General features: G+C 52.6%; 16 protein-coding genes. 7 read left to right on the top strand and 9 right to left on the bottom strand.

Annotated elements, in window-relative coordinates:
- Positions 1 to 22: 22 nt before the first annotated feature.
- Positions 23 to 3,838, bottom strand: a complete 3,816-nt coding sequence (locus ACR0EV_RS06340) for a beta strand repeat-containing protein (protein WP_480799308.1) — start codon at positions 3,836 to 3,838, stop codon at positions 23 to 25.
- 226 nt (positions 3,839 to 4,064) lie between these two features.
- Between ACR0EV_RS06340 and ACR0EV_RS06335 the strand changes: the two genes are divergently transcribed.
- Positions 4,065 to 6,116, top strand: coding sequence for a dockerin type I domain-containing protein (locus ACR0EV_RS06335; protein ID WP_480799307.1), 2,052 nt, complete (start codon positions 4,065 to 4,067; stop codon positions 6,114 to 6,116).
- Positions 6,117 to 6,275: 159 nt separating this feature from the next.
- Here ACR0EV_RS06335 and ACR0EV_RS06330 read toward each other — a convergent pair whose 3' ends face one another.
- From ACR0EV_RS06330 to ACR0EV_RS06320, 3 genes are all read right to left on the bottom strand, one after another.
- On the bottom strand, positions 6,276 to 7,553 hold the full coding sequence (locus ACR0EV_RS06330; RefSeq protein ID WP_480799306.1) for a glycosyltransferase WbsX family protein: 1,278 nt from the start codon (positions 7,551 to 7,553) through the stop codon (positions 6,276 to 6,278).
- 137 nt (positions 7,554 to 7,690) lie between these two features.
- The gene (locus tag ACR0EV_RS06325; protein WP_480799305.1) at positions 7,691 to 8,956 is read right to left on the bottom strand and encodes a glycosyltransferase WbsX family protein; all 1,266 of its coding nucleotides are present in this window, start codon (positions 8,954 to 8,956) and stop codon (positions 7,691 to 7,693) included.
- Positions 8,956 to 9,939: a class I SAM-dependent methyltransferase gene (locus ACR0EV_RS06320; RefSeq protein WP_480799304.1), complete on the bottom strand. Its 984-nt coding sequence runs from the start codon at positions 9,937 to 9,939 to the stop codon at positions 8,956 to 8,958. Before ACR0EV_RS06320 ends, ACR0EV_RS06325 begins: the two co-directional genes overlap by 1 nt.
- Before the next feature lie 536 nt (positions 9,940 to 10,475).
- Here ACR0EV_RS06320 and ACR0EV_RS06315 point away from each other — a divergent pair.
- A complete protein-coding gene (locus tag ACR0EV_RS06315; protein WP_480799303.1) occupies positions 10,476 to 11,339 on the top strand; it encodes a glycosyltransferase family 2 protein in 864 nt (287 codons plus the stop codon).
- 132 nt (positions 11,340 to 11,471) lie between these two features.
- Here ACR0EV_RS06315 and rfbA read toward each other — a convergent pair whose 3' ends face one another.
- The 5 genes from rfbA to ACR0EV_RS06290 form a co-directional block, all read right to left on the bottom strand.
- Entirely contained in the window at positions 11,472 to 12,338 is an 867-nt protein-coding gene (rfbA, locus tag ACR0EV_RS06310) for a glucose-1-phosphate thymidylyltransferase RfbA (RefSeq protein WP_480799302.1), read from the bottom strand.
- 18 nt (positions 12,339 to 12,356) lie between these two features.
- Complete coding sequence (gene rfbD / locus ACR0EV_RS06305) at positions 12,357 to 13,220, bottom strand: dTDP-4-dehydrorhamnose reductase (RefSeq protein WP_480799301.1); 864 nt, start codon at positions 13,218 to 13,220, stop codon at positions 12,357 to 12,359.
- Entirely contained in the window at positions 13,217 to 14,257 is a 1,041-nt protein-coding gene (gene rfbB, locus ACR0EV_RS06300) for a dTDP-glucose 4,6-dehydratase (RefSeq protein ID WP_480799300.1), read from the bottom strand. The genes rfbD and rfbB overlap by 4 nt, the downstream gene beginning before the upstream one ends.
- On the bottom strand, positions 14,254 to 14,823 hold the full coding sequence (gene rfbC / locus ACR0EV_RS06295; RefSeq protein WP_480799299.1) for a dTDP-4-dehydrorhamnose 3,5-epimerase: 570 nt from the start codon (positions 14,821 to 14,823) through the stop codon (positions 14,254 to 14,256). The genes rfbB and rfbC overlap by 4 nt, the downstream gene beginning before the upstream one ends.
- Before the next feature lie 297 nt (positions 14,824 to 15,120).
- Positions 15,121 to 18,372: a M10 family metallopeptidase C-terminal domain-containing protein gene (locus ACR0EV_RS06290; RefSeq protein ID WP_480799298.1), complete on the bottom strand. Its 3,252-nt coding sequence runs from the start codon at positions 18,370 to 18,372 to the stop codon at positions 15,121 to 15,123.
- Positions 18,373 to 19,026: 654 nt separating this feature from the next.
- On the opposite strand from ACR0EV_RS06290, the gene ACR0EV_RS06285 reads away from it, so the two are divergent.
- The 5 genes from ACR0EV_RS06285 (at position 19,027) to ACR0EV_RS06265 (ending at position 25,676) form a co-directional block, all read left to right on the top strand.
- Positions 19,027 to 21,612, top strand: a complete 2,586-nt coding sequence (locus tag ACR0EV_RS06285; protein ID WP_480799297.1) for an FkbM family methyltransferase — start codon at positions 19,027 to 19,029, stop codon at positions 21,610 to 21,612.
- Complete coding sequence (locus ACR0EV_RS06280; protein ID WP_480799296.1) at positions 21,609 to 22,640, top strand: hypothetical protein; 1,032 nt, start codon at positions 21,609 to 21,611, stop codon at positions 22,638 to 22,640. The genes ACR0EV_RS06285 and ACR0EV_RS06280 overlap by 4 nt, the downstream gene beginning before the upstream one ends.
- A gap of 81 nt (positions 22,641 to 22,721) precedes the next feature.
- Positions 22,722 to 23,456: a TylF/MycF/NovP-related O-methyltransferase gene (locus tag ACR0EV_RS06275; RefSeq protein WP_480799295.1), complete on the top strand. Its 735-nt coding sequence runs from the start codon at positions 22,722 to 22,724 to the stop codon at positions 23,454 to 23,456.
- 22 nt (positions 23,457 to 23,478) lie between these two features.
- The gene (locus ACR0EV_RS06270) at positions 23,479 to 24,279 is read left to right on the top strand and encodes a class I SAM-dependent methyltransferase (protein ID WP_480799294.1); all 801 of its coding nucleotides are present in this window, start codon (positions 23,479 to 23,481) and stop codon (positions 24,277 to 24,279) included.
- A 626-nt stretch (positions 24,280 to 24,905) separates the two neighbouring features.
- On the top strand, positions 24,906 to 25,676 hold the full coding sequence (locus tag ACR0EV_RS06265) for a TIGR01458 family HAD-type hydrolase (protein ID WP_480799293.1): 771 nt from the start codon (positions 24,906 to 24,908) through the stop codon (positions 25,674 to 25,676).
- Positions 25,677 to 25,691 lie beyond the last annotated feature (15 nt).

The following is a 25,691-nucleotide window of genomic DNA, read 5'->3' as shown; positions in this document are numbered from 1 at the left end:
TTCACTGAGGGTTGGACCTGGATCAGGCGGACGCACCAGTTGGGTCTGTGTGCAGGACATTGTCTGTGTGCAAGTTGCTCAGATCGTTCAGACCCTGAAATGAGGCGACAGATTGTACGTTGGCATTGCCTGAGGCCACAAAATCGACCTTGACCAGAACGCTGTCTTGCCCGTCAGTAGCCATGACGTACAGTTCGTCCCCGGCCAATGCATCGGTAAGACTTTCAACAGCGTTTTCTATCGTACTCGCGTTGAGATCACTCAAAACCGTACCCAAACCAACGAACCCAGTGTTTGCGCCAATACTTTCGCCAACCGACAATAGTTCAAACCCGGTGCCGTCCCCGCGCAAAGTGCTCGCGTCCAATCCACTAAACATCAATGCATCAGTCACTTCGGCAGCCGGGCCGATGGTAAAGCCCGTGATGGTGTCTGAGCCGTTGCTCGCAGGGTCAGTTTCAAAGACAACAACATCGCGACCAGATGCCGAGGTATCAATTGAGTCGTCCCCACTTCCACCTTGAATAAGCGTGTCAGTGTTTACTGCGGTCAGACTATCGTCTCCGTTGGTCCCAACTTGCAAAGTGGACGGACCGCCGTCGGTCGTATTGATGTTCAACACTATGGGTTGGGTTGGATCTTGGATTGTCATCGTGAAGGTGACCAACGGCTGAGACAGATCGGTGAAGACAGTCGCAGCACCCGCGAAATTCATGACATCACCGGTTCCGGGGCTAGCGAGGAACAAATCAAACGCGCTGTTTTCTGTTGTAGATCCGCTGTCAAATGAAACTACAGATGAGTCGAATTCCAGCTCTGCCGTAATGGCAAGGCCACTTGAAATGTCGCGATCTGAGTCGGCGTAGATCTCAAAAGTGACAGTTGAGCCCGCACGTCCAGCTTCTGTGATTACATATGCTGCTGGTTCATAGGCCGTTACCTGATCAGAAACAGGTAAAGGGTTTGGTCCGCCTGTCACTGTAGCCTGCGCCGAAAACACAAGGTCGTCCCCGGAATTCATGGTCGAAAACTCAGTTGAAGGAACTGCCAAAGACCAAGTGCCGTCTGCTGCTACCGTTGTCGATCCGACTGTGTTTCCGTTAAGTGAAACATCTACCGTCTGACCGTTTGAAAGCCCCAGGGACGAGCCAGTAACCGTCAAGCCAGATGCTTGCGCGTCGTTTAAAACAACGGCGTCGTTCACTCCGATTTCATCCAATGTTAAAACGGGGCGGAAGTCGGTTGCGACCGAGCTGCTTGCGACTGCCGAACTGTTTCCGGCCAGATCTTCAACAGTTGCAGAAACAGTGTAGGTTGTTGCGTCCGAAAGAGCGCTCAGATCGCTGGCGGGCACGTTTACCGACCATACCCCCCCTGTGACCGTGCCGGAATAGTTTTGACCTCCAAACGTGACAGAAACCGTCTGACCGTCTTCAGATGTCGCAGTGCCCGAGATCGTCAAATCTGAAGATTGTTCTTCTACATCCAGCACTGGTCCCACGGGAAGGGTATCGATCGTGATCGTTGGCGCTGTGAAATCGGTATTTAGACTTGTCGAGGTGAGATTTTTATTCCCTGCTGAATCTGTGATTGACGCATTTATGCTGTATGTCTCGGCATCTTGAAGTACAGAGATTTCGGCGGCTGTCGCAGTGTATGTCCAGCTACCGCTCGTTACGGTTGCTGTTCCAGTGACATCGACTGTTCCGTCGGCACGTACGAGGTCGATGCTTACCACTGTTCCGTTCGGTGCGTCAGAGGCTCCGGAAATTGTCATATCCGTGCCTTGTTCCGTGGCGTTCATTAATGCGCCGTCTGATACGTTCGTGATTGTTAAGCTGGGCGGCGTGAAATCGGTGTCGAAGCTGTTGATGGCCTGCGGTGCCAGGTTTCCAGCGGCGTCGGATACGTCGGCAGTTACGGTTATGGTAGCAGCATCTGACAACGCGCTAAGATCCGACGCTGCGACCGTGACGCTCCAGGCGCCAGCAGACACGGTGCCTGAATACGTTTGCCCATTCATACTAACGCTTACTGTTTGCCCATCCTCAGCGGTGGTTGTGCCCGAGATAATCAAGTCAGTTGTCTGCTCTAGGGCATTCATAACTGCCCCGTCCGAAAAGCTGTCAATGTTGAGACTAGGTGCCGTCAGGTCCGTAGACAGAGACACGTTTGCCTGCTGTGCCGGCAATCCGTTTGTATCACTCACATCTGCTGTAACCGAAAAACTGCTTCCGTCAGAAAGGGCGCCCAAATCAGCGGTGGGAACTGTCACCGACCATGTGCCGCCTGTTACTGTGCCGGTGTATGTTTTCCCATCCAAAGAGACGGTAACTTGTTGACCATCCTCGACATTTCCGGTTGTGCCACTGACCGTCAAGTCAACTCCGGCTTCTAGGACGTTCAAAACAGCACCGACGGGTAGGGGGGAGATGGAAATGGACGGGCCAGTGAGATCCACCGGCACGGACGAGATGACAGGCATCGACTGATTGCCTGCTGTATCTTCTGTTGTAACAATGATCGCCGCGGGGACTCCGGTCGTGAGAGAGCTGAGATCAGCGTTGGGGATCGTCACATTCCAACCCCCTCCAGAAGCAGTGCCTGAATAGACTTGACCGTTGAAAACAACGCTGACTGGCTGGCCGTCCGCAGCCGTTGTTGAACCCGTGAGCGTCAGATCGCCTGCAACGTCGACCAGCTCAATCGACCCTCCCGCAACAGGGTCAAGTGATACGGTTGGTGCTGTGAAGTCAGTATCAAAGCTTCCGCTGACCTGAGGGGCAGGATTACCCGCAGCGTCGGCCACATCAGCCGTTAGTGATACAGTTGCACCGTCCGGCAGAGCCGCAAGTGCGGAAGCTGGGACAATGACACTCCATTGCCCACCGATTGCTGTTCCAGTGTAAGTTCGCCCGTTCAGTGAAACGGTCACGGTTTGTCCGTCCTCCGCATCTGTTGAACCGAAGACCGTGAGATCCGTTGCCTGTTCCGCCGAATTCAGAACCGCACCGCCAGAGAAACCAATGATCGAAAGAGTCGGTGGAATTGAATCGATGTCGAACTGAACTGTTTGAACTGACAATTCTGTACCTGCATCGTCCAAATGCCGGACAGACACAGCCGTTATTCCTTGGGGAAGAGCAGCCGCCTCGGCTGCGGTTAGAGAGAGGCTCCAACTGCCGTCAGAATTAGGTGTTACGGATTTGACGAGTGATCCGATTGTAATTTCTACGGTCGAGGTGCCATCGGGTGCGGCTGAATTTGTGCTGGCACTGTTCAAGGCCGCGGATTGGAGTTGGGCCAGATTGAAACTCGGGTATGTGGGCTCGGCTTGCGGGGCGGCTTCGTCATCCCCACCGCCACCGCCACCGGCCGCAGCGGCCGCTCCAGCCAGGCCCAAGCCGCCCAGCGCCGCGCCAGTGCCACTAATTCCACCGGCTGCTGCCGCACCGGCCTCAGCCGCGCTGAATTGAACGATTTCGGCGACTGTCTCTTCCGCAATCATAATCGCGCCGCTGTCCAGGACCTGCGTGTTTTCAGCTGCGACTATCAGTGAACGACCGTCCGTCATCTTCAAAAGCACATCACCGTTTTTCAACAGCTTTGCTGAGCGGACACCTGGGATGGTTTCTGCAAATTGAAATGCGTACAGCTCTTCTATCGAAGCCTGCGACAAGGCCGGCAGTGCCATAACCGTTGACAGAAGGCCGCCTGCAGCCCCGCGACTCGCCCAGCGACCGAATTTACCTTCGATCCACCGGCGAACATACTGCTTACGGTCTGTGTCCGGGGTTTCAACTGCGGATCGGTTGTTGGACTCAGGTGCTTTGGTCATCTTGCCCTCACATGTGGTGTCCGCAATCATTCGAAGGTGTTGAGAAGTACGCTTTGACGATTTCCTCATCTGTCTTTCCCACTGGTTACTGCTTCGATCGGACCCAAAAAATTTGAGTTAAACTGAAGCCGAACTCCTCGTTTTCACCACAATTCCGCTTTGGTTTCGGTCTGGGTACTCAGCCAGTCTTTTGACATTGCCAGGGGTGGCTCAGGAGGTGACGGCAGTGAGACTTCAATTCGAAAGCGTGGTTGCAACGGGGAGCACAGCGCTCGATTCAGGTATCGGCGATACGGCTTTAAAAACGTTTAACGGGGTCACGTATCTCTACTCGGTCACCGGACCCGGCGGTGGTGTCGCTGTGTGGCGGTTAGTCGAAGGTGCTTTGCCGCAGCTTGTTGATACGGAATATTACAGCGGTTCAATCACATTTCTGGTGGGTCGCAATGGCACGCCAGTGGATTTCCCAGACGCCGGTCAACTTGTACTGGATGTGAACAGTGCCACGGGTTTGGTTGGGTATGATTTGAATTTGGACGGGACCATCGGTGGGTTGCAAGAAACCGGTACGCTGAATGGTGGTGGGGATATAGGCGCGATTGCTCAAGTGTCTGTCGGGACCACCGATCTTGTCGTGATGGCGCATGAAACCACGGGTCAAATCGGGACATATCATGTGGCGGCAGACGGCACGCTCAGTTTGGCAGGATTAATACAGGGCGACGCTGACTCTATGCAGACAGTGCGTGCCGGTTCTGGTCACTTTCTTGTTTCAAGCGATGCGGCGACCAATACAATCGCGACTTTTCAGATCAATAGTGGCACGGGTATTTTGACTGAAATTGACAACAGCACCCCCTTGGGAACGCTTGGAATTTCGACGCCGACCGCCGTTGAAACGGTAGAGGCCTATGGAAAATCTTGGGTGGTTGTTGCGGGTGCAGGCAGCAACTCTCTTAGCGTATTGCAAATTAAACAGGATGGGGTCCTGACAGCCACGAACCATGTGCTGGATACGCTTGATACTCGTTTTGCAGCGGTTCAGGACCTGGCGGTTGTCGAAGTCAACGGACGCGTATTCGTTGTAGCCGGGGGAGGTGATGACGGGGTGAGCTTTTTTACGCTGACCCCTCAGGGCCAGTTGGTTTATCTCGACAGTTTTGCCGACACATTGGCGAGCGGCTTGCAGAACGTCGAATCACTCAGCGCGGCGCTTGTTGGGAATGAGCTGCAAATCCTGGTCACGTCGCAACAAGAGGCCGGCGTAACAGTTCTTACAGTTCCAGTTGACGATTTGGGCACTGTGAAAACTGGATTTGCTACAGTGGTTGGGACGGCATCCGACGATATGCTAAGCGGAAGTATTCTGGATACGACCCTGATAGGGGGTCAAGGCAACGACATTCTCATTGCCGGAGCAGGTGCAACAACTATGTCGGGTGGAGCAGGCTCCGACATCTTTGTAATGCAGTCGGGAAGTGGGCTGACTACAATTTCAGATTTTCAGCCAGGTGTAGATCGGCTGGACATGTTCGACTATCTGCTTTTACGTTCACCTCAACAATTGACCGTAACCAGCACCGCGCAAGGCGCCCGGATCGAATATCGAGGAGAAGTTGTCGATGTTCACTCCGCCACTGGCGGGCCGTTGACCGCTGGTGATATTTTCGGCGCTGGTTTTGACGGCCCGGATCATATCCCAGTCGATTTCGGGAATTTCGGCGGTCTGACACCAGACAGTTCCGGTGGTGTGGCCGGGCCAGTTTCTGTAAACAGCGAAACGGCCAATCCGGGTTTGTCAGATGCAGAGATCAGATTTACGCCTGACGGAGGTGGAACAATCTCTGTTACGGCAGATGATCAAGGTAATTTCGATCTGGATTTGCCGGATGGAACCTATCCTGGCAGCTTGGACGTCGTAAAATACTATTCTACAGCGAGTAACGAAATCGATGCCTTGGACGCATTGCAAGTGCTGCGCATCGCCGTGGGTTTGGACCCGACTTGGGGGCCTGCTACGGCAGAAGATCTGATCGCTGCCGACGTCAATCAGGACGGTTCCGTCAACGCCCTGGATGCGCTTGCAATCCTACAGGTGGTTGTTGGAGATTCCTCAGCACCCGATTTACAATGGGTCTTCTTGGATGAAAATTCAGACTTGTCGGAAATCACAAAAGACAACGTCGACTACGAGACAGGCACTGATGTTGTTGCCGTAGACGGGGCAATTGATGTGGATATGACTTCTATATTGTTGGGAAATCTGGAAGCGGCCTGAAACCCCTGACAGGTCAGTGGGTCGACGTCAAAGGTGACTGACTTCGGGCGCCTTGATCGCCCAACTTCTCCAATCTGATCGGATACGCCCGAAGGAGAAACGCCTGCTTTGATTAAATGCGAAGCGGCTTGCTTAAAATCGACTGACAAGCCTTCAGGCTCAATTTTTTTTTGGCAGCGCATCATATGTTGCTTGGAGGTATGCAAATCCATACCGTTGGTCCGGTTCCAGATGAGTTCCTTCTGCCCATTCATTCCACGCGTTGAGGAAGATGATTTTTTCGTCAGCGCTGTATTTTTCTTGAGCCAGAACCTGATTGCCCAAATGGGCAGTCCAGCGTTTATAAGCTTCAATCGAAAACCTGCCCATAATGCGCGGTGCATCCTGGTTACGGGCCGTGTTGTCCCATGAAAGAGTAGAGGAACGGAAAAGCTTGTAGTCGGGTTCACTCTTGCCAAGTTCGGCGTCTACCACGGCGTCATAATCCAAAATCGCCCCGGTAAACTCGGGGTTGTAGACGCCCATTTCATCTGTGATGTCAGTGCGTTTCACCTGATGGGGTGGAAACTCCATAGCTGCATCGAACCCAAGATCCACAGGATCCCCTATGTCGAAGGTTTGTGCTGCAATGAGGTAGAGGTCCGACTCTCCCCACCTTTGCGCCTCTTGCCGCCATGCCTTTGTTGTCGCCTGTATGTCTGGAATTATGTTCGCTCGATAGACGATAAACACGGGCCTTCCGTCTATCCGGATATATCGCGGGTCCTCAATATACTTACGGATATGACGCAACAGATTAACTGAATCTTCGATTGAGTGGTTCTGTGCGATCAGAACATCGTGCTCGCGCCCGTCCCAGCGGCGTGTCCAGTTCTCGTTGGCCCATGTCAGGCAGAAGGGCATGTCAACGTCAGGGTTACCCAACATTTGCTCTAATGGATCTTCCATCAGAGTCTTCCCGTCAAACCAATAATAGTAGTACGAAAAACCACCGATGCCGTACGCTTTTGCTATCCGGGCCTGTTCGACCATGATTTCAGGCACGCGCAAGTCATAGTACCCCAAGTGAATAGGGCAATGTGGTTGGTAGTGGCCCGGAAAGTTCGGGATTGCCTTGCCCACATTTGTCCATTCCGTGAAACCTTTGCCCCACCATTCGTCGTTTTCCTTGAATGGATGAAACTGGGGCAAGTAGTGCGCGATCGCCCGCACGGCTGGTTCTGCCTTAGGCTGTGGATCGAAAGGGACAAACGCATCTGCTCGACCAGCAGCCTCAAACGCCTGTCGGCCTGATTGTTGGTTGTGTTGACTAGTTCGTCTGGGGTCTCTTTTCTTCGCTGAGTTTCGAAAACGCCGAGCGGTGCGCGAAGAAAGCGGAGGGCTGAGTTTTGAAGCTGCGGTCAGCAGATAGAAAAGCAAAGTATCTTTAATGGGCATGGATATTCTCAAACTAATGCGCCTTAGACCGTCCGTGAAAGAGACTATCGCCAAAACTTAGGACAGATCCAATTGAGACCCTCTCGGAGACATGAGCACAGTCATTGATATTCAAAAATCTCATCTCCTGTGCCTTTCTATTTTGTGCGAACCTCTGCCAACCAATCTTTCAACAATCGACCATTGAACGTGTTTCGCAGCAGACGGAATACCCGTTTGGGCAAGGACTTGTTCGCACCGTATGGTACGGGTTTGGCAGCCCCTTTAGTGGTTTCGGTTCGACGCGACCCTTCAGGTACCCCAACATGGGTCCAATTCGTTAGTCTTGACCCCTGAAGGGCCGCCTTTGTGGCGTCCAAAAACGCATGCCCATACTCACGATCAGGTTCCAGATGACAACCTTCCGCCCACTCATTCCATGCGTTTACGAAAACCAAACGTTCTTGGTCGGGAAAGTCCTGAGCGGTTTGCCGCAACGCGCGTGACAACCAATGCTCGTAGTTTTCAGGAGTGCCGTTCAACACAACCATCGCGTTTTCCTTGCGCCGGGCTGTATTGTCCCAAGACGGGAAAACCGACCGGTAAACATTGTTTTCCGGTCCATACTTGTGGCCAAGATACTGCTCGGCTATCGCCGAGAAATCGACGCACAACCCTTGAAAGTTATGAAGCAAATCCACTTCTGGAGACAGGTTGGGTACGTTGACGCCATGCGGTGGAAATTCAACACCTGAATCAAATCCGAACGAAGCGTAGTCCCAATTCCGGTGGGTCAGCGCACATGTCAGGTGAATTTTGGGTATCCCGATAGACGCGCAATAATCACGCCAAACCTGCAAAGACTTGCGTGCATTTTTAAGGTGTTGCGGGCGGTAAACGATCAGGATCGGAGCGCCGTCTATCGTGATGTAACGCGGATCGCGAAAGAAGGGCTCGATCGACTTGATAAACTCCAGATCATCTTCGGGCTTGTACTTTTGCTCGATGAGAATCTCATGCTCAGCAGCATCCCAGCGACGCGTCCAGTTCTCGTTTGCCCAGCACAGGCAAAAAGGCATATCGCTTTCCGGGTCCGCCAGCATTTCGTCAACGGGACGTTCAAGCAGGCGCTTACCTGAGAACCAGTAATAGTGATAGCAGAACCCATCGATCCCGCTGGCTTTGGCCATTTCGATTTGTTCAAGTCGGGTCTCTCGGACTCGCAGGTCATAATACCCCAGATCGCTCGGGAAGTGCGGCTGGTAATGTCCGGTAAACAGCGGTTTGGCCTTTGAAACGTTAGTCCACTCCGTAAAGCCTTTTCCCCACCACTCATCATTCTCCGGGATCGGATGAAACTGCGGTAGATAAAATGCAATCGTTCTGATTGCATCGAATTCACGATTGGCGATGCTCGTGGCCATTATTTCTTCAACCCCAACCTTCGCGCCAATGACACCTTTTTCTTTGCGGCCAATGGGCCAGAGGAAGCATCTCCTTCACTTCCTTGACCCGCAACGTTGATTGTGGACCGCACATCAACTTCTTCAGATTCCGGAAGCTTAGCCATTCTCTTTGCCCACGCTTTCCTGACGGCTGCATCGGGCTGCTCAACGGGCAATCCCATAAGATAGAGATCATTTTCGGCGCGTTCTTTGGGAACTGATCTGCTGACCACTTGAAATACATGAGAGAACCGATTCCGCTGCAATGCGGTTTGCACGTCCTGCGGCAAACGGTTCCAGCGGTGGCAGAACTCTGTCATTTCTGGGCTTCGGACAACGAATTCTGCTTGTTCGATGCTCATTCCTTGCGAAGAAAGCAGGTGTTGTACGTTTTTTATTCCGAAAAACCGTATATGTGTGCGATCCAGCAGCCCCCAATCGCGGTATTCAAAGTCTTCGTCGACCAGACATCCAGCCACAGCGGCGTGGCCAACATGCGGCAGTGAAAGGACAACGGATCCGCTTTCGTTAAGCAGGGACTTCATTCCCGAAAGCACGGTCCAGGGATCATAAACATGTTCCAAAACGTCCGCTGCAATCACATAATCGAAGAGTCCATCCTTTTCGCGAACCAGATCGCTCCACGCGGGATCGTTAAGATCGGTAGGATATACAGATCGGGCGAAAGGTTTCAGCTTTTCGATCGCAGTAGGATCGATTTCCAGAGCAACAACGTCACACTGTAATGTGCCAGATAGGTGCCGCGTGATTGACCCCGGTCCTGCACCAATCTCAAGTACTTTCGATCCAGGCTTAATCATGCGTAGCACACGCGCCGGTGCTACATCGCTGTTTATGTCAATGTCGTATTCGTAAGTGTGTTTGTCGCTCACAATAATGATTCCGTGAAGCTGATATTGTGGTGTGAACTGGCTGCTATATCGTTTGGTTGTGTTCGGCAATCCCCGAAGCTGTTTACAGCACGTGGCTCAATTCAGTGCGTTCAGATTGTATCTGAAAAACTGAATGCACCTTTGCACAGATATTCGGGTGCGGCAATGTCAAGGCCACCGTCTTCTGAACCTTACGCACCTAAATACGCGCGAATTTGCCAAAAAACGCCCGCCAAAACGGCGTGACATCAGTTGCTTGTCGATCGCCGTGCCAATTGAGACAAGGTTTTGGCATGACTGAACCACCACTGCCACTTGAAAACAGACCCTATCCGATAGCTGCGCTTCAAAGTGAGTACAGTGCATCGGCGATAAAGCGTCAACCTTGGACACTGTGGATTTCATGTTTGAGCACAGTTTTGGATGAAAAGTGGAAGCCGTCACTGCTTTAAGCTGAGCCGTTTGGGAGCGACCAAGCCAAGCTAGGTGTTTCAACGCGTGCTGGCGCAGGTCCCTGGAAATCGTGTCGCTTTAGCGGGGTTGACCCCGGCCTTGATTGAGACGATGAACTGAGCATCATTCTTCTGTTTTCACGGCAGGTAAGTTTGTCAAAGATTACGATCATAAGCGTCTGCTTCAACAGCAGCGGTGTTTTGCCTGAAATGCTGAACTCCATTCCGGATGGCGTACCCACGATATTGGTGGATAATGCTTCGGATGATGTTGAAGTGGTACAAGAACTGGCCGAAACGCACGGGGCAATTCTGCTCAGAAACAAAGAAAACAAGGGGTTTGGTTCGGCCTGCAATTTGGGTGCTGAACGCGCGCAGACCGATCTGCTTTTGTTTTTGAACCCGGATTCAAAGCTATTGCCCGGCGCGCTGGAAGCGATGCAGGCGGGCGCGGATCGTTACCCTTCCGCATCGGCCTTTAACCCAAGGATCCTGAGCAAATCCGGAAAACCAAGTTTCCGCCGTTCCAGCGTGATTACACCACGCAGTGAAACGCTGCGTTCGAAAAAAGCTGAAGGTGATCTGAAACTTCCAGTTCTTCTTGGTGCAGCGTTGTTGGTTCGCCGTTCTGCTTTTGAGGCCGTTGGCGGGTTTGATCCGGAAATTTTCCTGTACCACGAAGACGATGACCTAAGCCTTCGGCTCAAGGCGGTTTGTGGACCCTTGTATTACATTCACGACGCGCAGGTGACGCATGTTCAGGGCACATCTTCGCCCAGCAGCGCTGCGGTTGCCGGGTTGAAGGGAGTGTTTATGGGGCAGTCCAGAGTTTACGCGGCCCGGAAACACAAGGTTCCTTTTGCCTTCACTCGGGCGCTTTCCTCTGCTCTTTTGCAGATGCTGTCCCCGGTCGTCCTGTTTTCGGCCAGAAAGCGTTCAAAGCAAAGAGCATTTTTACGTGGAGTATGGCAGAGTCGGAACGTTCATCCGGCCCCCTTTAAGTCTCCACCAGTGTGAAAATACGCCGCGAAAATACGTTTGTCCTTTGGAGATAAGTCTCTCTAATTGCCCGCACCAGACAGGCAATCCAACGCGCAATCACCCAAGCCTGTAGCTTTGGCTCTTTCAAGGCGCGTTGGGGTTTCCTTTCTAGTCGAGCAACTTCTTAAGATATGCTCCATAGGTGGATTTGGCGAACAGTCGCGCACGTTCTTCCAATGCTGCATCGTCAATCCAGCCATTGGCCCAGGCTATTTCGTCGAGGCTTCCGGTCTGCATTCCCTGACGTGCCTCGATGGTTCGAACAAAGTTGCCCGCGTCCAGCAAAGAGCCGTGCGTGCCGGTATCCAGCCAGGCAAAACCACGCCCCATGGTCTGCACATCCAGCAAACCTTCTTGCAGGTACATCTCCAGCAACGATGTAATCTCCAGTTCGCCACGTTCTGAAGGCTGAACTTCGTGCGCCCGTGCCGGAGCATCCCCGTCAAGAAAATAAAGCCCCGTCACCGCATAGTTTGATGGAGGAACTTCGGGTTTTTCGATGATCGCGCGAGCTTTGGTGCCTTCAAAATCCACCACCCCATAACGTTCGGGATCGGCTACGCGATAGGCGAATACAGTCCCGCCTTGTTTCTGTGCGTCTGCTTCCAAAAGCAGCCCAGGTAGTCCGTGACCAAAGAAGATATTGTCGCCCAAAATCAAAGCGGATGGTGCGCCGGCCAGAAAATCTTCGGCCAAGGTATATGCCTGTGCCAAACCGTCAGGGGAGGGCTGGACAATCCACGTGATCGACAGCCCATACTGACTGCCATCGCCCAACATACGTTGGAATTGATCCTGATCCTGAGGTGTCGTGATGATCGCAATCTCGCGGATTTGCGCAAGCATCAGAACACTTAGAGGGTAGAATATCATTGGCTTGTCATAGATCGGCAGCAATTGCTTAGAAACCGCCATAGTGATCGGATAAAGCCGGGTGCCGGACCCTCCGGCAAGAATAATGCCTTTACGTTGCATGCTCTGTCCTTTCAGGGGTCAGCTGGCCGCTGAATTTAAGTCGCGTAATATTAGGTCCAGACCAGCTTTCCAGTCCGGTCTACGAATTCCAAACACGGCGTTCAGGCGATCGCAGTTCAGACGCGAGTTCAACGGTCTGGGGGCTGGGGTAGGGTAGTCCGTTGTCGGGATATCTTCGATCTGAGTGGTCAGACTTGACTGAGCGGCAATCTCGCGTGCGAAGTCCGCCCAACTGACGTTAGGAGCGCCGGAAAAATGAAATTGCCCGCCTTCAGTACCCGCGTTGCTTTTCGCCATGACAAGAAGAGCATCAGCAATATCAGCCGCGGGTGTTGGTCCGCCGATCTGGTCGGCAACAATTGTCAATCTGTCGCGGGTTTCAGCAAGTCTGAGAATGGTTTTGACAAAATTTTTCCCATGTGCCGAGAACACCCAACTGGTACGCAAAATGGCGTGCCATCCCCCGGCTTGGGCGATCTGGCGTTCTCCGTCCAACTTGGTTTTGCCGTAAGCGCCTAAAGGTGCTGTTGGGTGATCGGTTGTCCAAGGGGTTGTGCCAGATCCGTCGAATACGTAATCCGTCGAGATGTGCAGAAAGGGAAGGCCCTTTGCTGCGGCTGCGCGCGCCATTGCACCGGGCGAGTCTGCGTTGATAAGTTGCGCAAGATCGAGTTCTTCTTCGGCCTTGTCTACTGCTGTGTATGCAGCCGCGTTGATAATGACGTCAGCATCAGTGTCTTGGATGGCTTCCGCGCATTGCAAAGGGTTCGACAAGTCGGCCTTGGTGCGATCCAGCGCTTCAACCTCTACACCATGGCTGTCCGCGCGGCGGCGCAGTTCGGTCGCCACTTGGCCACTATGGCCGAATATCAGCGCCTTCATTTGCCAGTCCCCAAACGTTCTCCTACACCGCTGCGTGCTTGCAAAGCGTCCAGCCAGTCCGTGTTGTCCAGATACCACTGCACAGTTTGCTCAAGCCCGGTTTCAGGGGTGTATGACGGACGCCAGTTCAGTTCTTCACGTACACGGGTTGGATCAATGGCATAACGGCGATCATGGCCCGGGCGATCCGTAACAAAAGTGATCAAATCGCTGTAGGGCGCAGAGCCCGGTTTAAGCCGATCCAGAATTTCGCACAGCATCCTGACGAGATCGAGATTGGTCATCTCGTTTTCGCCACCGATATTATAGCTGCGACCAAGTTCGCCTTTTTCCAGTACCAGTAACAGCGCTTCGGCATGATCCTCGACATGTAGCCAATCGCGTATGTTGTCACCCTTCCCGTAAATTGGGATCGGCCGCCCGGACAAAGCGTTCAGGATGACCACGGGGATCAGCTTTTCCGGGAACTGGAAGGGCCCATAGTTGTTCGAGCAATTGGTCAGAACCACCGGCAGGCCATAAGTTTCCCGCCAAGCGCGGACCAGATGATCTGACCCTGCTTTCGAAGCGGAATAGGGCGAATTTGGCTGGTATGGGCTGTCCTCAGTGAAAAACCCGGTTGCCCCCAATGACCCGAACACCTCATCCGTCGAAATGTGGTGGAACCTGAAACTTTCCGGGCGGCCTGCGTTCTGCCAATAGGCGCGCGCGGCTTCCAGCAAGACGTATGTGCCTGTTATATTTGTGTCTATAAAGGCCGCAGGACCATCAATCGAGCGGTCCACATGGCTTTCTGCAGCCAAATGCATGATCGCGTCGGGACGGTGCTTGTCCAGAATGGCAGACATCGCCTCGGCATCGCGAATATCAGCGTGCTCAAATGCGTACGCCGGAGAATCGGCAATTGAGGCAACATTATCCAGGCAGGCGGCATAGGTCAGCGCATCAACATTGACGACAGAATGCCCGTCCGAAACTGCGCGCCGAATAACGGCAGAGCCAATAAAACCGGCACCACCCGTAACAAGAATTTTCATTGTCCTGCCTCAAACACAAAAGGGGTGTCCAAATCACGAAGACAAGGGGCAACCTTGTCTTTCTCTGAGAGTTGGGGGGCTGAGCTGCTGCTCGGCCAGTCTATTCCGACATCGGGATCATTCCACAGAAGAGCACCTTCCGTTTCCGGCGCGTAGGTGTCGGAACATTTGTAAACGATCTCGGTATCCGGCTCCAAGGTCACGAAACCATGTGCAAAACCTGCAGGAACCAACAGCATACGCCCATTCTCAAAGCTCAACTCCTCACCAACCCATTTACCAAAGGTTGGAGACCCTTTGCGAATATCCACGGCAACGTCGAATAGCTTTCCACGCCCACAGCGCACCAGTTTGGCCTGGGCACGGGGTGGGGCCTGAAAATGCAGCCCCCGGACAGTGTTCACCGCGCTGGAGAGCGAGTGATTGTCCTGCACAAACTGGGTGCTTATACCAGCAGCGGCAAAGCTGTCTGCATTATAGGTTTCTTCGAAAAACCCGCGATGATCGCCAAAACGCCTCGGGGTAATCAACTTCACGTCCGGAATGGAAAGCGCGACTATTTCCATCGTTGCTAATTTCTTCTCTATAAGCGGTCATTAGGTCTCAAAAGCTATGTCACATGTGGTTCGGTTTCACCACATGCCATATTCGAAAATAGGCAATTTTTGGCTGTAGAGGCATGGCACGGGAGCTTCGATTGACCGTCCAGCTCCTTAGAGCCGCCATCTTGCTGGCGTGACGTGATGTCAATGAAACTTTTGGCCTTGAGGTGGTGGCGCAGGTCAGCGCCATCACTTCAAGAAAAGACATGATTCAGTTCTGGTGCAGGGCATCTTTTCGGCCACTTCCAGATAGTGGACCAGTTAAAGAAGGAAACCATCCTCTTCCAACAAAGATGCAAGAAGCGGATCGATGTCGTCCTCAACTTCGTTCCTTGGATTATTGAACCATGTGATTTCGACTTGTTTGTCGGCACCGGGAAGTCCCGGGCTTCGAACATTGAACATTTCGACCAGCGTATAGGTGTCCTCAGCGTCGGCTTCGACGGTCATTTCAGGCACAAATTTTAACAGATCAGTGGTTTCGTCCCAATCAGCTAGGTCCAAAACCTCGTCTGTAGATGCCGGTTTCTGCTCGACGGACCCGATCGCGGCCAGCTTTGGCAACACCTTTCCGATTCCACCGCTACCATCGATATCGGCACCATAGAAGGTTTCGACGCTTGTGACGTCGGGTACAACGCTGCTGCTGATATAAACGCCGCTGCCATCGGTGATCCATTCACCATAAGTCCCATCGGTATGTTGCCAGAGCACGCGATAGCCGGTGCCTGATGCCTCGGCGTGAATGGCCTGCCACCCGGGGAAGCTGTCGGGCCCGGCGTTTACTCCGTTGCGTGTCAAATCGATGGTGTCGTCAATGACATACACGCCGCGGGTTGAGGAACCCAGCGTGTTGGACCCATCGGACTCGATTGTCGTTGTTTTATGGCCGATCGTACCGTCGTTGTTCAGGTCAGCGTTATAGACTGTCTCAAGATCAACCACATTTGCGGTGTCACCGCTGCTGATATAAACGCCGCTACTATCGGTGATCCATTCTCCGTAAGAGCCGTTAGTGTTTTGCCACAGAACGCGATAACCGCCGCCATCCGCCTCGGCGTGAATAGCCTGCCATCCTGGGAAGCTGTCGGGCCCGGCGCCTACTCCGTTGCGTGTCAAATCGATGGTGTCGTCAATGACATACACGCCGCGGGTTGAGGAGCCCAGAGTGTTGGAGCCATCGGATTCAATTGTCGTTGTTTTATGGCCGATCGTACCGTCGTTGTTCAGGTCAGCGTTATAGACTGTCTCAAGATCAACCACATTTGCGGTGTCACCGCTGCTGATGTAAGCGCCGCTACTATCGGTGATCCATTCTCCGTAAGAGCCGTTAGTGTTTTGCCAAAGGATGCGATATCCACCGCCATCCGCCTCGGCGTGAATAGCCTGCCATCCTGGGAAGCTGTCGGGCCCGGCGTTTACTCCGTTGCGTGTCAAATCGATGGTGTCGTCGATGACATACACGCCGCGGGTTGAGGAGCCGAGTGTGTTAGAGCCATCGGCCTCGATACTTGTTGTGAAATGGCCAATTTGGCCGTCATTGTTTAGATCGACGCCATAATCGATTTCAACATCGATAATGTTGTTGATGGCATTGCTACTGATGTATCTGCCGGACGCGTCGGTGACCCATTCACCATAAGACCCGTCAGTGTTCTGCCACAGGATGCGATATCCACCGCCATCCGCCTCGGCATGTATGGCTTGCCATCCGGGATAGCTGTTAGATCCTGCGTTTGCCCCATCGCGGGTTAGTTGGATGCTACCGTTGATCAGGTACCCATTTTGCGTTGAGTAAACGAGTGTCGTAGATCCATCACTTTCAATCGTGTTTGAAGCGTGCCCGATTGTGCCGTCATTGTTCAGATCCACATTGTAGAAGGTTTCGACATTGGCGACATTTGCGAGTGCGCTGCTGCTGATAAATTGACCCGAGGCATTGGTCACCCACTCGCCATAGGATCCGTCATTGGTGTTTTGCCACAGAATCCGATAGCCGCCGCCAGACGCTTCGGCTTGAATGGCCTGCCAGCCTGCAATCGAACTGTCACCAATTACCTGACCGTTCTTGATCAAAGCGAGGTTCGCGCCGCCAGAGTCCAGGACGTAAATGCCCTGATCTGCGTGTTTGAATGTCGTGCCCTGATTGTCGATATCCGTCAGCTGCATCGCAGCCTGAATATTGTTCTTGGTGTATTGCTGCGACCCGCCTTGAAACTGAATGAGCTCAACATCGCTGGCAATCGTAAATGAAACTCGCGCGACGACATCAAGAAACTCGTAGGATGTCCCATTGTCGAAGAACAGGTAAGTGCTGATTGCCCGGTTGAATCGGACGGTATCTGTTCCAGTTCCTCCGGTGAACGAGCCGCCATTAACGGCCACAACGGCCAGGTCATTACCCTGGTCCCCGAACACCTGGTCGGCTCCGGAACTGAATGCCAGGTAAATCGTGTCGTTCCCGAAACCACCATAGATCGTGTTGTTGTTGGTTCCGTTAGAAACCGAAGTAATGGTATCGTTCCCGTTGTTGCCCCACAAAGTATTCTGCGCGACGTTGCCGGTAATCTGGTCGTCACCTGATCCGCCTGATGCGTTCTCGATGATTACGCCATTCGCAATTGTGAAACCGCCGTCGATACCTCCGGCGTACGAGATTACACCGCCACCTGTATTGCTATAGTCAAGTGTCGCGGGTGTCAGGTCGATCCGGGCATTCAAACTGCCAACATGCTGAATAGTGTCTATCCCGCCGGCGTCCCAAATCGCCTGGTACCCGGTGCCCGCAACGTTAGCGGACGGCAAAACATAGGTATTGTTTCCGGTGTTGTAAGTGGTGTTCGCACCATACATCGCCTGCAACGCGGCAATATCCAACGCTCCGTATCCGGTAGAGCCGCCATAAGTAGCGTTGACAAACAGAGGCCCGTTCTGAGACGTCCAACCGTCGTTATACGACATGACCGTGTAGACGCCTTGGTTTAGGGTCCCAACGCCAAACGAATTGAACGCCGAGGTCACACCGCTCATTATCGTTGTGCCCAGTCCAGTGTCGTGGGGATGCCCCAACCCCAGTGCATGGCCCAATTCGTGAATCAGTGTTGTAAAGAAATATCCACCCGGATCACCGTTACCACCAAGGCCAGAATTGGCAGTCCAGTATGCGGTGCTGTACGCACCCAAAGAAGGGCCAGTGAAAGGTGTATAGTGAAAACCAAGGGTGCGTGAGTCACCGAAATAAGTACTCGGCGCGATAACTTCCACTAAGTCAGCGTTGGCGGTGTCGGTTGTTTCGACGAATGAAATGTTCGCCACTGCTTCTATTTCAGCGAGAGCTGCTCGAAACTCGGCTTTGTACGCTTCGGTCCATGCTTGTGAGCCAGTGTCCGTTCCAAAGGCATAGGTTATCACCGTCACCGTGGACGGATTCCCGTCTCCATAGACGATACCACCTTGTATCGAGCTGACTGGAGAACTTGACGGAGGGGTTGGTACAAAGGTTGTGCTAGCCATAATACAGCCTTGAATTTCGCTGACTCTTCTCGCGCTCTAGTTGCTCGACTAAGTTGTTCTTAATGTGGCAAGCCTCGAAAAACGCATAATTAAATCCAGGTGCGCACGTCAAAGTTGGACAGTCGCTTTCCTGAAGTAGGACTCTATCTTAACAGGACACTCGGTGCCAATGAATAGCGTAAGGTAACCTGCGACTTTTTTGTTTCATGCTGGTCGGCCGCTATGAAGCGTCAATCTCGGTCGAGATAAATCACTGGCTGCCAGACTGATCTGTGAACTTCAGGGGTGTGCTCATCCGGTTTTTTTTGGTGCAAGAGCGGCGCTAATGTCGGTTGGCATCCTGTGGCTCCAAGCTGTAATGTCGACCATAGTCCAATTCTCAGCGTCTACCCGGAGGCTGCGAAATAAAGCCCCCTCAGCTCAAAACCTGACAAATACTCCGCCAAAAATCTGGTCGCTTTTCTTGGGCCTGCCCGCTCAACGATTCGATTGTCATTTGCTGCCGTTAAATGCGACCCCGAGCCTTAGGTCGATTGTCAGGTTGCACGGGCAGGTATTCACCTAAGTTGAAGAATCCAGACTGACACGTGTTGAAGTGGTATCAATTCCGCGATAGTTCGGGCGAAATTTCAAGCCGCCGCTAAGGAGCATTTGATGAATGATCACGCACTAGACGTGCCCGAACAGTCAAGTTCGTCGGTAACAACGCGGTATGGCACTTTTCACTTCCCCAATGTGAGGGATACGATATCAGACTCACTACGCACCTACGGTGAGTGGGCTCAGTCCGAGCTGGATATCTTGTGTGATTTCATCGACGCCGATGACACAGTTGTCGATGGCGGTGCATGTTACGGCACACACTCCCGTGCCTTTTCCGACCGGGTTGGCCCCAACGGTCAAGTAATCAGCTTTGAACCATTTGATGAAAACAGAAGAATTTTGACGCTGAACGCTGAGGCAGCTGAATTTTCCAACATTGATGTGCGATCCGTTGCGCTTGGCGAACAGTCAGGCAAGGGGCAAATCTCTGAGCGCTTTGAAGAGAACGCGGGCGGAACCCGGGTAACGGCCTCTGACGAAAGCGGGTCGCTGACAATGGTTAGCCTGGATGACGATGTGAACGGAAAGGTTGCCTTCATCAAGTTGGATCTGGAAGGTGGTGAACTGAGTGCGCTACGGGGCGCGTCAAACCTACTTTCGCAAAACCGGCCTGTTGTTTTCTGTGAAGTGCTGGATCTGTCCAGCGGCGCGCCAATGCTCAAGCACATGGCGGAACAAGGTTACAAGAGCTTTGGCCTCAATACGCCGGCTTTTCGATCGGATAACTTCTTCGGGTCAAACGAAGACATCTTCGCTGGCGGGAGTGAATGCGGGCTGTTGTTCTTGCCGGAGGAAAAACTGGAGGTGTTTCAAGAGCGCGTTCAGAAGCACCGTTTGCCGGAGATCGCTACACTCGACGATCTTGCCTTGTTGCTATTGCAGCAACCACAGTATCTCCGATCAACGCTGCCTGCATTGCACTCTGCCCCGCTGATGGTGGTGCCAGCTGCGTCACGCGACGTGGCGCAGAAACTGCGCGACCTCGAGGACACAACCCGGGAACTTAAGGACGACAATGAAACCTTGAGCGGTCAGTTGACCACGCTGCAATCTCGTTTCAAATCCCAACTCGCCGAGCTGCTGCCTCTGCTCGAGACATGGAAAGAAGACAACCAGTATATTGTTCGCTTGGCCAAACGAGTTCGGAAACTGCCATGGGGGCTGTACTTTCGGACGAATAAAAAGCATCGTCGCGGCACACGAAACCTCATCAAATTCGCCGACCGGCCTCAGCAGGCTTTAGACAGACTGGCGGCTCTGCAGGGATTACTAAGCGGTGTTCCATTGCCCGGATCCGCCCCCTTTGGTTTGACAGAAGGGCATCGGGCAAAGGTCTTCGATGCAATCGCGTCGAATGGTCCGGAAGCGGTCTTAGCGCCGTTGCCGAAGAACATCGAGCCTGTGCTTGATGCATCCAAAATCGCCCAAGCCCTGGCGTCAGGCCGAAATCGAGTCGTTCTGGGCATTGGCCACGACAACTATCAGGAGGTTACTGGCGGAACTCAGATCTGCATACAAATTGAAGCAGAACGGGCAAATGCGGCCGGAATGGATTACCTGAACATCCATCCTGTTAGGACGTGCAATGCATTGTTGCCAGATGACGAGACTGAGAACGCGGTTTTCCGGTTGGTCTTAAATGGCGAGTGTGTCGGTGTTGCAAGATACGCTGACCTGATTGCTGCGACCTCCGAGCGCGCCGCTGCAGGTCAGTCCTTCAAATGCGTTATTCATCATCTTCTGGGGCATTCGCCCGAAGGAATTGCACAACTGATCGAGGCAAGTTGTGAGGGCAAAGCACACTTTTGGTTTCATGACTTTTTTGCAGCGTGCCAAAGCTACACGCTGCTTCGAAACAATCTTAGCTACTGCGACGCTCCTGAACTGGGATCGCAGGGGTGTACTATTTGCGTTTTTGGGCAGGCGCGCGCTGCTCACATGCAGCGATTCCGGGGCTTTTTCGATCGCATACAGGTGACTGGGATAGCACCTTCGCAGGTCGCGGCGGATATATGGGTTAAGTCCTGCGGATACAAACTGCAGGACTTGATTGTGCAACCACACATGGTCATCAAAAGTGATCCTCGCCCGACACCGTTACCCAAAGTTGGTTCTGGGAAACGAGGTCCGATTAGAATAGCGTTTGTGGGTGTGCCTTTGGCACACAAAGGCTGGGAAGACTTCAAAGCGTTGGTGGAATCCGAAGCGTTGAACCCAAAGTTTGAATTCCACTATTTCGGCAGGATGGACGTGGCTCTCAGCGTTGTTAAACACGAGGTGGACGTAACGGCCAGCCAGACACCTGATGCAATGACACGGGCTTTGGCGGCTGCCGGTATTGATCTTGTAGTGCATTTTGCGCCGTGGCCGGAAACGTTCTCGCTGACAACAGCTGAGGCGCTGGCAAGTTCAGCATTTGTCGTGACTCATGAGAAGTCCGGCAATGTCGCAAAGTTGGTCAAGTCGACTGGTCGTGGAGTTGTGCTGAACAGCAGCGCCGATCTGTTGTCATGGGCAAAAAGTGATGCCTGTGAAAAGCTTGTCGAAGACGCTCGGCAACGCCGAACCACAGAAGTACTGACTTCGGAAATCAGTGATATGGCCATTCCCCATCTTCAAGAAACGAGCGCGAAATGACAGTACACGCTTATACGAGCTTTTCATTCAGTTATCTTAATCGTGCCCGTGTTCTGGCCAGCTCTCTCAGACGTCAGCACCCGGATTGGGTTATTTGGGCTGTACTCACAGACCATGCGCCAGCAGGGTTTGAATTTTCGATCCAGGACGAAGACTTTGACCGATTGGTGACGGCCGAGGATTTGTATGGTGAAACCACTGAACCGTGGTTGTTTAAGCACGATATTGTTGAAGCCTGCACTGCCGTTAAGGGACAAGCGCTCAAACACATCATGGATCAGCCTGGCGTGGAAAAAATCGTCTATTTCGATCCCGACATTGCCGTGTTTTCTTCGATGCAGCCCGTTGTCGATTTGTTGGATGACTGGTCGATTGTTCTCACGCCCCATCAAACCACGCCTGACACCGAAGACATTGCCATACGTGACAATGAAATAACGTCACTACACTACGGCACATACAATCTTGGATTCTTGGCCGTCCGAAATGATGAAGAAGCACGCGCCTTCACTGATTGGTGGACGGAACGCCTAAATACATGGTGCTATGATCGGTTGGACATCGGTGTTTTTGTCGACCAGAAATGGTGCAATCTGATACCTTGCTACTTTGACAGCGTTAAAGTTTTGCGCGATCCGGGGTACAATGTCGCCAGCTGGAATCTCAGCAAACGAACAATGTCAATTGCGGGCGACGGAAGCCTGTTGATGAACGGTGTGCCGTTGCGGTTTTACCATTTCACCAAGCTTGGGCCACTCGGGAACGCGATGACAGAAAGATACGCCCAGGAAAACTATGAGGTCTACGAGCTTTGGGCGTGGTATGAGCGAGAAGTCGTCCGGTTCTCTGACCCTTCGATTCCGTCGGGGTGGTGGTACTATGGTGTTTTCAGTGACGGCACAAAAGTCCCGAAAGGGGCTCGGGAACTATACCGGGACAGTGCTGATCTTCGGAAACGTTTTCCCGACCCATTCAAAGATGGCTATCATAAGTGGCTGAAAAAGAATACTGACTTGTTTCAACAGTGACCCGTGTCGCCACCTTCTGAAACAGGTGAAGCAAACGCAGAATAACCCCTGATCACTTTTCTCTAATCCGGTGATACATCTATGAGCCTCCCTCCGCGCAAAATTGTTTACTCCAAAACGCATGATGCAAATCTGGTGGACTACCCAATCAGAGACATCGACGAAGATGAACAATTCACCGATCTTTTCCTGAAATCGCGTGATTTTACCATGACAGGTAAAGACGCGATGTTCGCGCTTCATAACGCTTGCAAATACGTGCATGCGTCAGGGATCGTTGGCGACTTTGTTGAATGCGGTACCTGGATGGGGGGCAGCGCAATTCTTGCCGGCCTGACCTTCGAAGCGCTGGGAAAATCACGTGATCTTTGGCTCTACGACACCTTTGAGGGGATGACCGCCCCCACTGAAGCAGATGTTGACGTTAATGGAGACAGCGCGTCTGCATTGATGGAAGAATTCGGCGACGAGACGGGGTGGTGTTACGCGTCACTTGAACAAGTTTCCGAAAACTTCGGAGCAGCTGGCCTTTCAACGCAACATGCCCGCTTTGTGAAAGGCGATGTTATGGAGACGTTGAAAGATAGCTTACCCGAGCAAATCTCGATTTTGCGTCTTGATACAGACTGGTACGAATCCACACGTTTTGAACTTGAGGTTCTGTACCCGCGACTGGCGCCGGGCGGCGTCCTTATTATCGACGATTACGGCCATTGGTCGGGCTCCCGGAAGGCAACTGACGAGTACTTTTCAACCATTCGTGCGCCAATGCTGAATCGAGTGAACGATCAGGTTAGGCTTTGCATAAAAATATGAGAACACAGAGAGAGGCAGTCTAATGGTAGAATCAACTCTGGACGAAAAGTCAAAGATTGCGGAAGCCGCAGAAACGCACTTATCCGAACAGGAAAAAGCGAAGTTCTCGCTAGTTCCGACAATTATCGGGCAATGGATGAGCGATGCCGGAGGGCTGGCCGGGAAAAAGGTTCTTGATTTCGGTTGCGGCGAAGGGACGTCAGCAGCGGGTGTGTCGTTGTTGTTCGATGCGGATGTCCATGGTGTCGACATCAACAGCGAAGCCGATGCATGTGCTTCATTCTTGAAGCAGAATTTTGGGGTAGAGGTTCCCAGCGGGCTGACCTTTCAGGAAATAGCGCCAGGCGAAACTCCAAACGGTGGTCCTTTCGACCTAATTTACAGCTGGTCCGTCTTCGAGCATGTAAACAACAGAATCTATACTTCCGTGCTCGAAGATCTCTACAAGCTTCTCAAGCCTGGCGGTCATTTCTTTGTTCAGATTTCACCGCTTTATTTTGCTCCGGAGGGAAGCCATTTGTGGGCAATCGGCTATGGGAAATGGGAACACCTCATCTCGCAAACCAGCGATGTGCATGACGACATAAACAACTCAGAATTGGACGAACCGCAAAAGAAATCGCTGTTGGCCATGTTTGATACCTTGAACAGGATCACTGCCGACGATTTGTTGAGACGGTTTACAGATGTCGGGTTCAAACTGCTTCGCGAACAGCGAGATCAGGTGGATTTTGAGCCACCGGCGGAACTGCTGCGCGCCTATCAGCGTGACGCTTTGAAAACGTTCCAAATTGTCGCTCTGTTTCAGAAGCCACTGACTTGATAGGCGTATTGGCATCAAATTGGTGAGTAAGAGGCGAGAAGAACTGCCTCGGAAGGTGCTATAACAAAGTTCAAACCCAAGGGTTTGGATCGGCCAGCATGTTCACCGTGCCATTCAAGCGCGGTGAATATTTTGTTGTGCCAAATGGCGTTTCATAAGGTTAGCCAGATACGCCTATCTCAAAGCGCACGGGTACCTGTTAAGGCGCCATCGGCGAGGCTGATGCCAAAGATCATTTGTCCGCGTCTCGTTTGTCGAACTTGGCGGCAGTGAAAGTGCAATCTCGGTCTCAGCCAAAAAGATGTTTGCGAATGATCGCTCTTACGAGAGCAGCTGCAACGCAGCGATTAGTGTGCCGCACCAGCGAGTATATGCTGCGTTAGCAACAGCCGCGCGAGCAAAAGGCGGGAAAGTCCGCCCTACAGACCTTAAACCGCCTTCGTATCTCGCTTGTGCGGCGAATGAGCGGTTCGGTGAAGCTACATTACGGCGTGGCTGGGCGTGATCAATGGCCGGTATGGGCCGTGGGATACCATCCGATGCGGAGACAATTTTCAACCGAGATCGCGCCCGAATGGGTCTTCTACTTGATCAAATCAGAAGACCTGCTCTAGCATTGAATTATCATGGCTCTTGGTCTTCTCCTTGATATATCGGGTGTACTTTATAACGGCACACAAGTGATTTCAGGTGCCAAAGAAGCAGTGGATCGGTGCAGAGCGAATGAAATCCCGATCCGTTTTCTTACAAACACAACTCGCAGACCCAAGCGTCTTATCGTCGACAGGCTTAATCACTTCGGCTTCGCCGTCGAAACGGGCGAAATCATGACGCCTTCTCAGGCCGCGTGTGATTGGTTGAATAGCAATGGGTACTCTCCTCATCTTTTGGTGCACCCGGATCTGACCGAAGATTTCGACAGTGTCGTTTCGGGAAAACCCGCCGCTGTGGTTGTTGGCGATGCGGGGCCGTTCTTTGACTTTGCAAACCTAAATGCGGCATTTCGCGAACTGGACCAAGGCGCCCCGTTCTTGGCGCTTGCAGCGAACCGCGTATTTCGCGACGCCGACGGAGTGCTTAGTCTTGATGCCGGAGCCTTCGTCCATGGCCTTGAGTATGCGGCCCAAGTCGAGGCTCAGGTTCTGGGAAAGCCGTCAGCAACTTTTTTCCGCGCTGCTGCAGACAGTATGAAGTTGCCACTCGCGGAGGTCATTATGATAGGTGATGACGCGGAAAACGACGTCGCTGGCGCGTTGAAAGCAGGTGTTGGCAAAGCCGTTCTGGTGCGCACTGGTAAGTATCGTCCTGGCGAGGAAAAGCGATACGACCCAGCACCTTCCTTTGTGGCAGATGACATATCCGTGGCCGTTGATTGGGCTATAATGGGTAGGATTTAACGCCCTCTGAGTTGT

Source organism: Ruegeria sp. CF8, from assembly GCF_056537285.1.
Note: the sequence above shows the minus strand (reverse complement) of the source record. Positions and strands in the feature narration are given on the sequence as shown.

Coding starts and splice junctions, on each gene's coding strand:
- ACR0EV_RS06340 (WP_480799308.1), bottom strand. CDS start 3,838: ATGACCAAAGCACCTGAGTCCAACAACCGATCCGCAGTTGAAACCCCG.
- rfbA (WP_480799302.1), bottom strand. CDS start 12,338: ATGCAACGTAAAGGCATTATTCTTGCCGGAGGGTCCGGCACCCGGCTT.
- ACR0EV_RS06265 (WP_480799293.1), top strand. CDS start 24,906: ATGGCTCTTGGTCTTCTCCTTGATATATCGGGTGTACTTTATAACGGC.
- ACR0EV_RS06270 (WP_480799294.1), top strand. CDS start 23,479: ATGGTAGAATCAACTCTGGACGAAAAGTCAAAGATTGCGGAAGCCGCA.
- ACR0EV_RS06280 (WP_480799296.1), top strand. CDS start 21,609: ATGACAGTACACGCTTATACGAGCTTTTCATTCAGTTATCTTAATCGT.
- rfbB (WP_480799300.1), bottom strand. CDS start 14,257: ATGAAAATTCTTGTTACGGGTGGTGCCGGTTTTATTGGCTCTGCCGTT.
- ACR0EV_RS06285 (WP_480799297.1), top strand. CDS start 19,027: ATGAATGATCACGCACTAGACGTGCCCGAACAGTCAAGTTCGTCGGTA.
- ACR0EV_RS06330 (WP_480799306.1), bottom strand. CDS start 7,553: ATGCCCATTAAAGATACTTTGCTTTTCTATCTGCTGACCGCAGCTTCA.
- ACR0EV_RS06275 (WP_480799295.1), top strand. CDS start 22,722: ATGAGCCTCCCTCCGCGCAAAATTGTTTACTCCAAAACGCATGATGCA.
- ACR0EV_RS06290 (WP_480799298.1), bottom strand. CDS start 18,372: ATGGCTAGCACAACCTTTGTACCAACCCCTCCGTCAAGTTCTCCAGTC.
- rfbC (WP_480799299.1), bottom strand. CDS start 14,823: ATGGAAATAGTCGCGCTTTCCATTCCGGACGTGAAGTTGATTACCCCG.
- rfbD (WP_480799301.1), bottom strand. CDS start 13,220: ATGAAGGCGCTGATATTCGGCCATAGTGGCCAAGTGGCGACCGAACTG.
- ACR0EV_RS06325 (WP_480799305.1), bottom strand. CDS start 8,956: ATGGCCACGAGCATCGCCAATCGTGAATTCGATGCAATCAGAACGATT.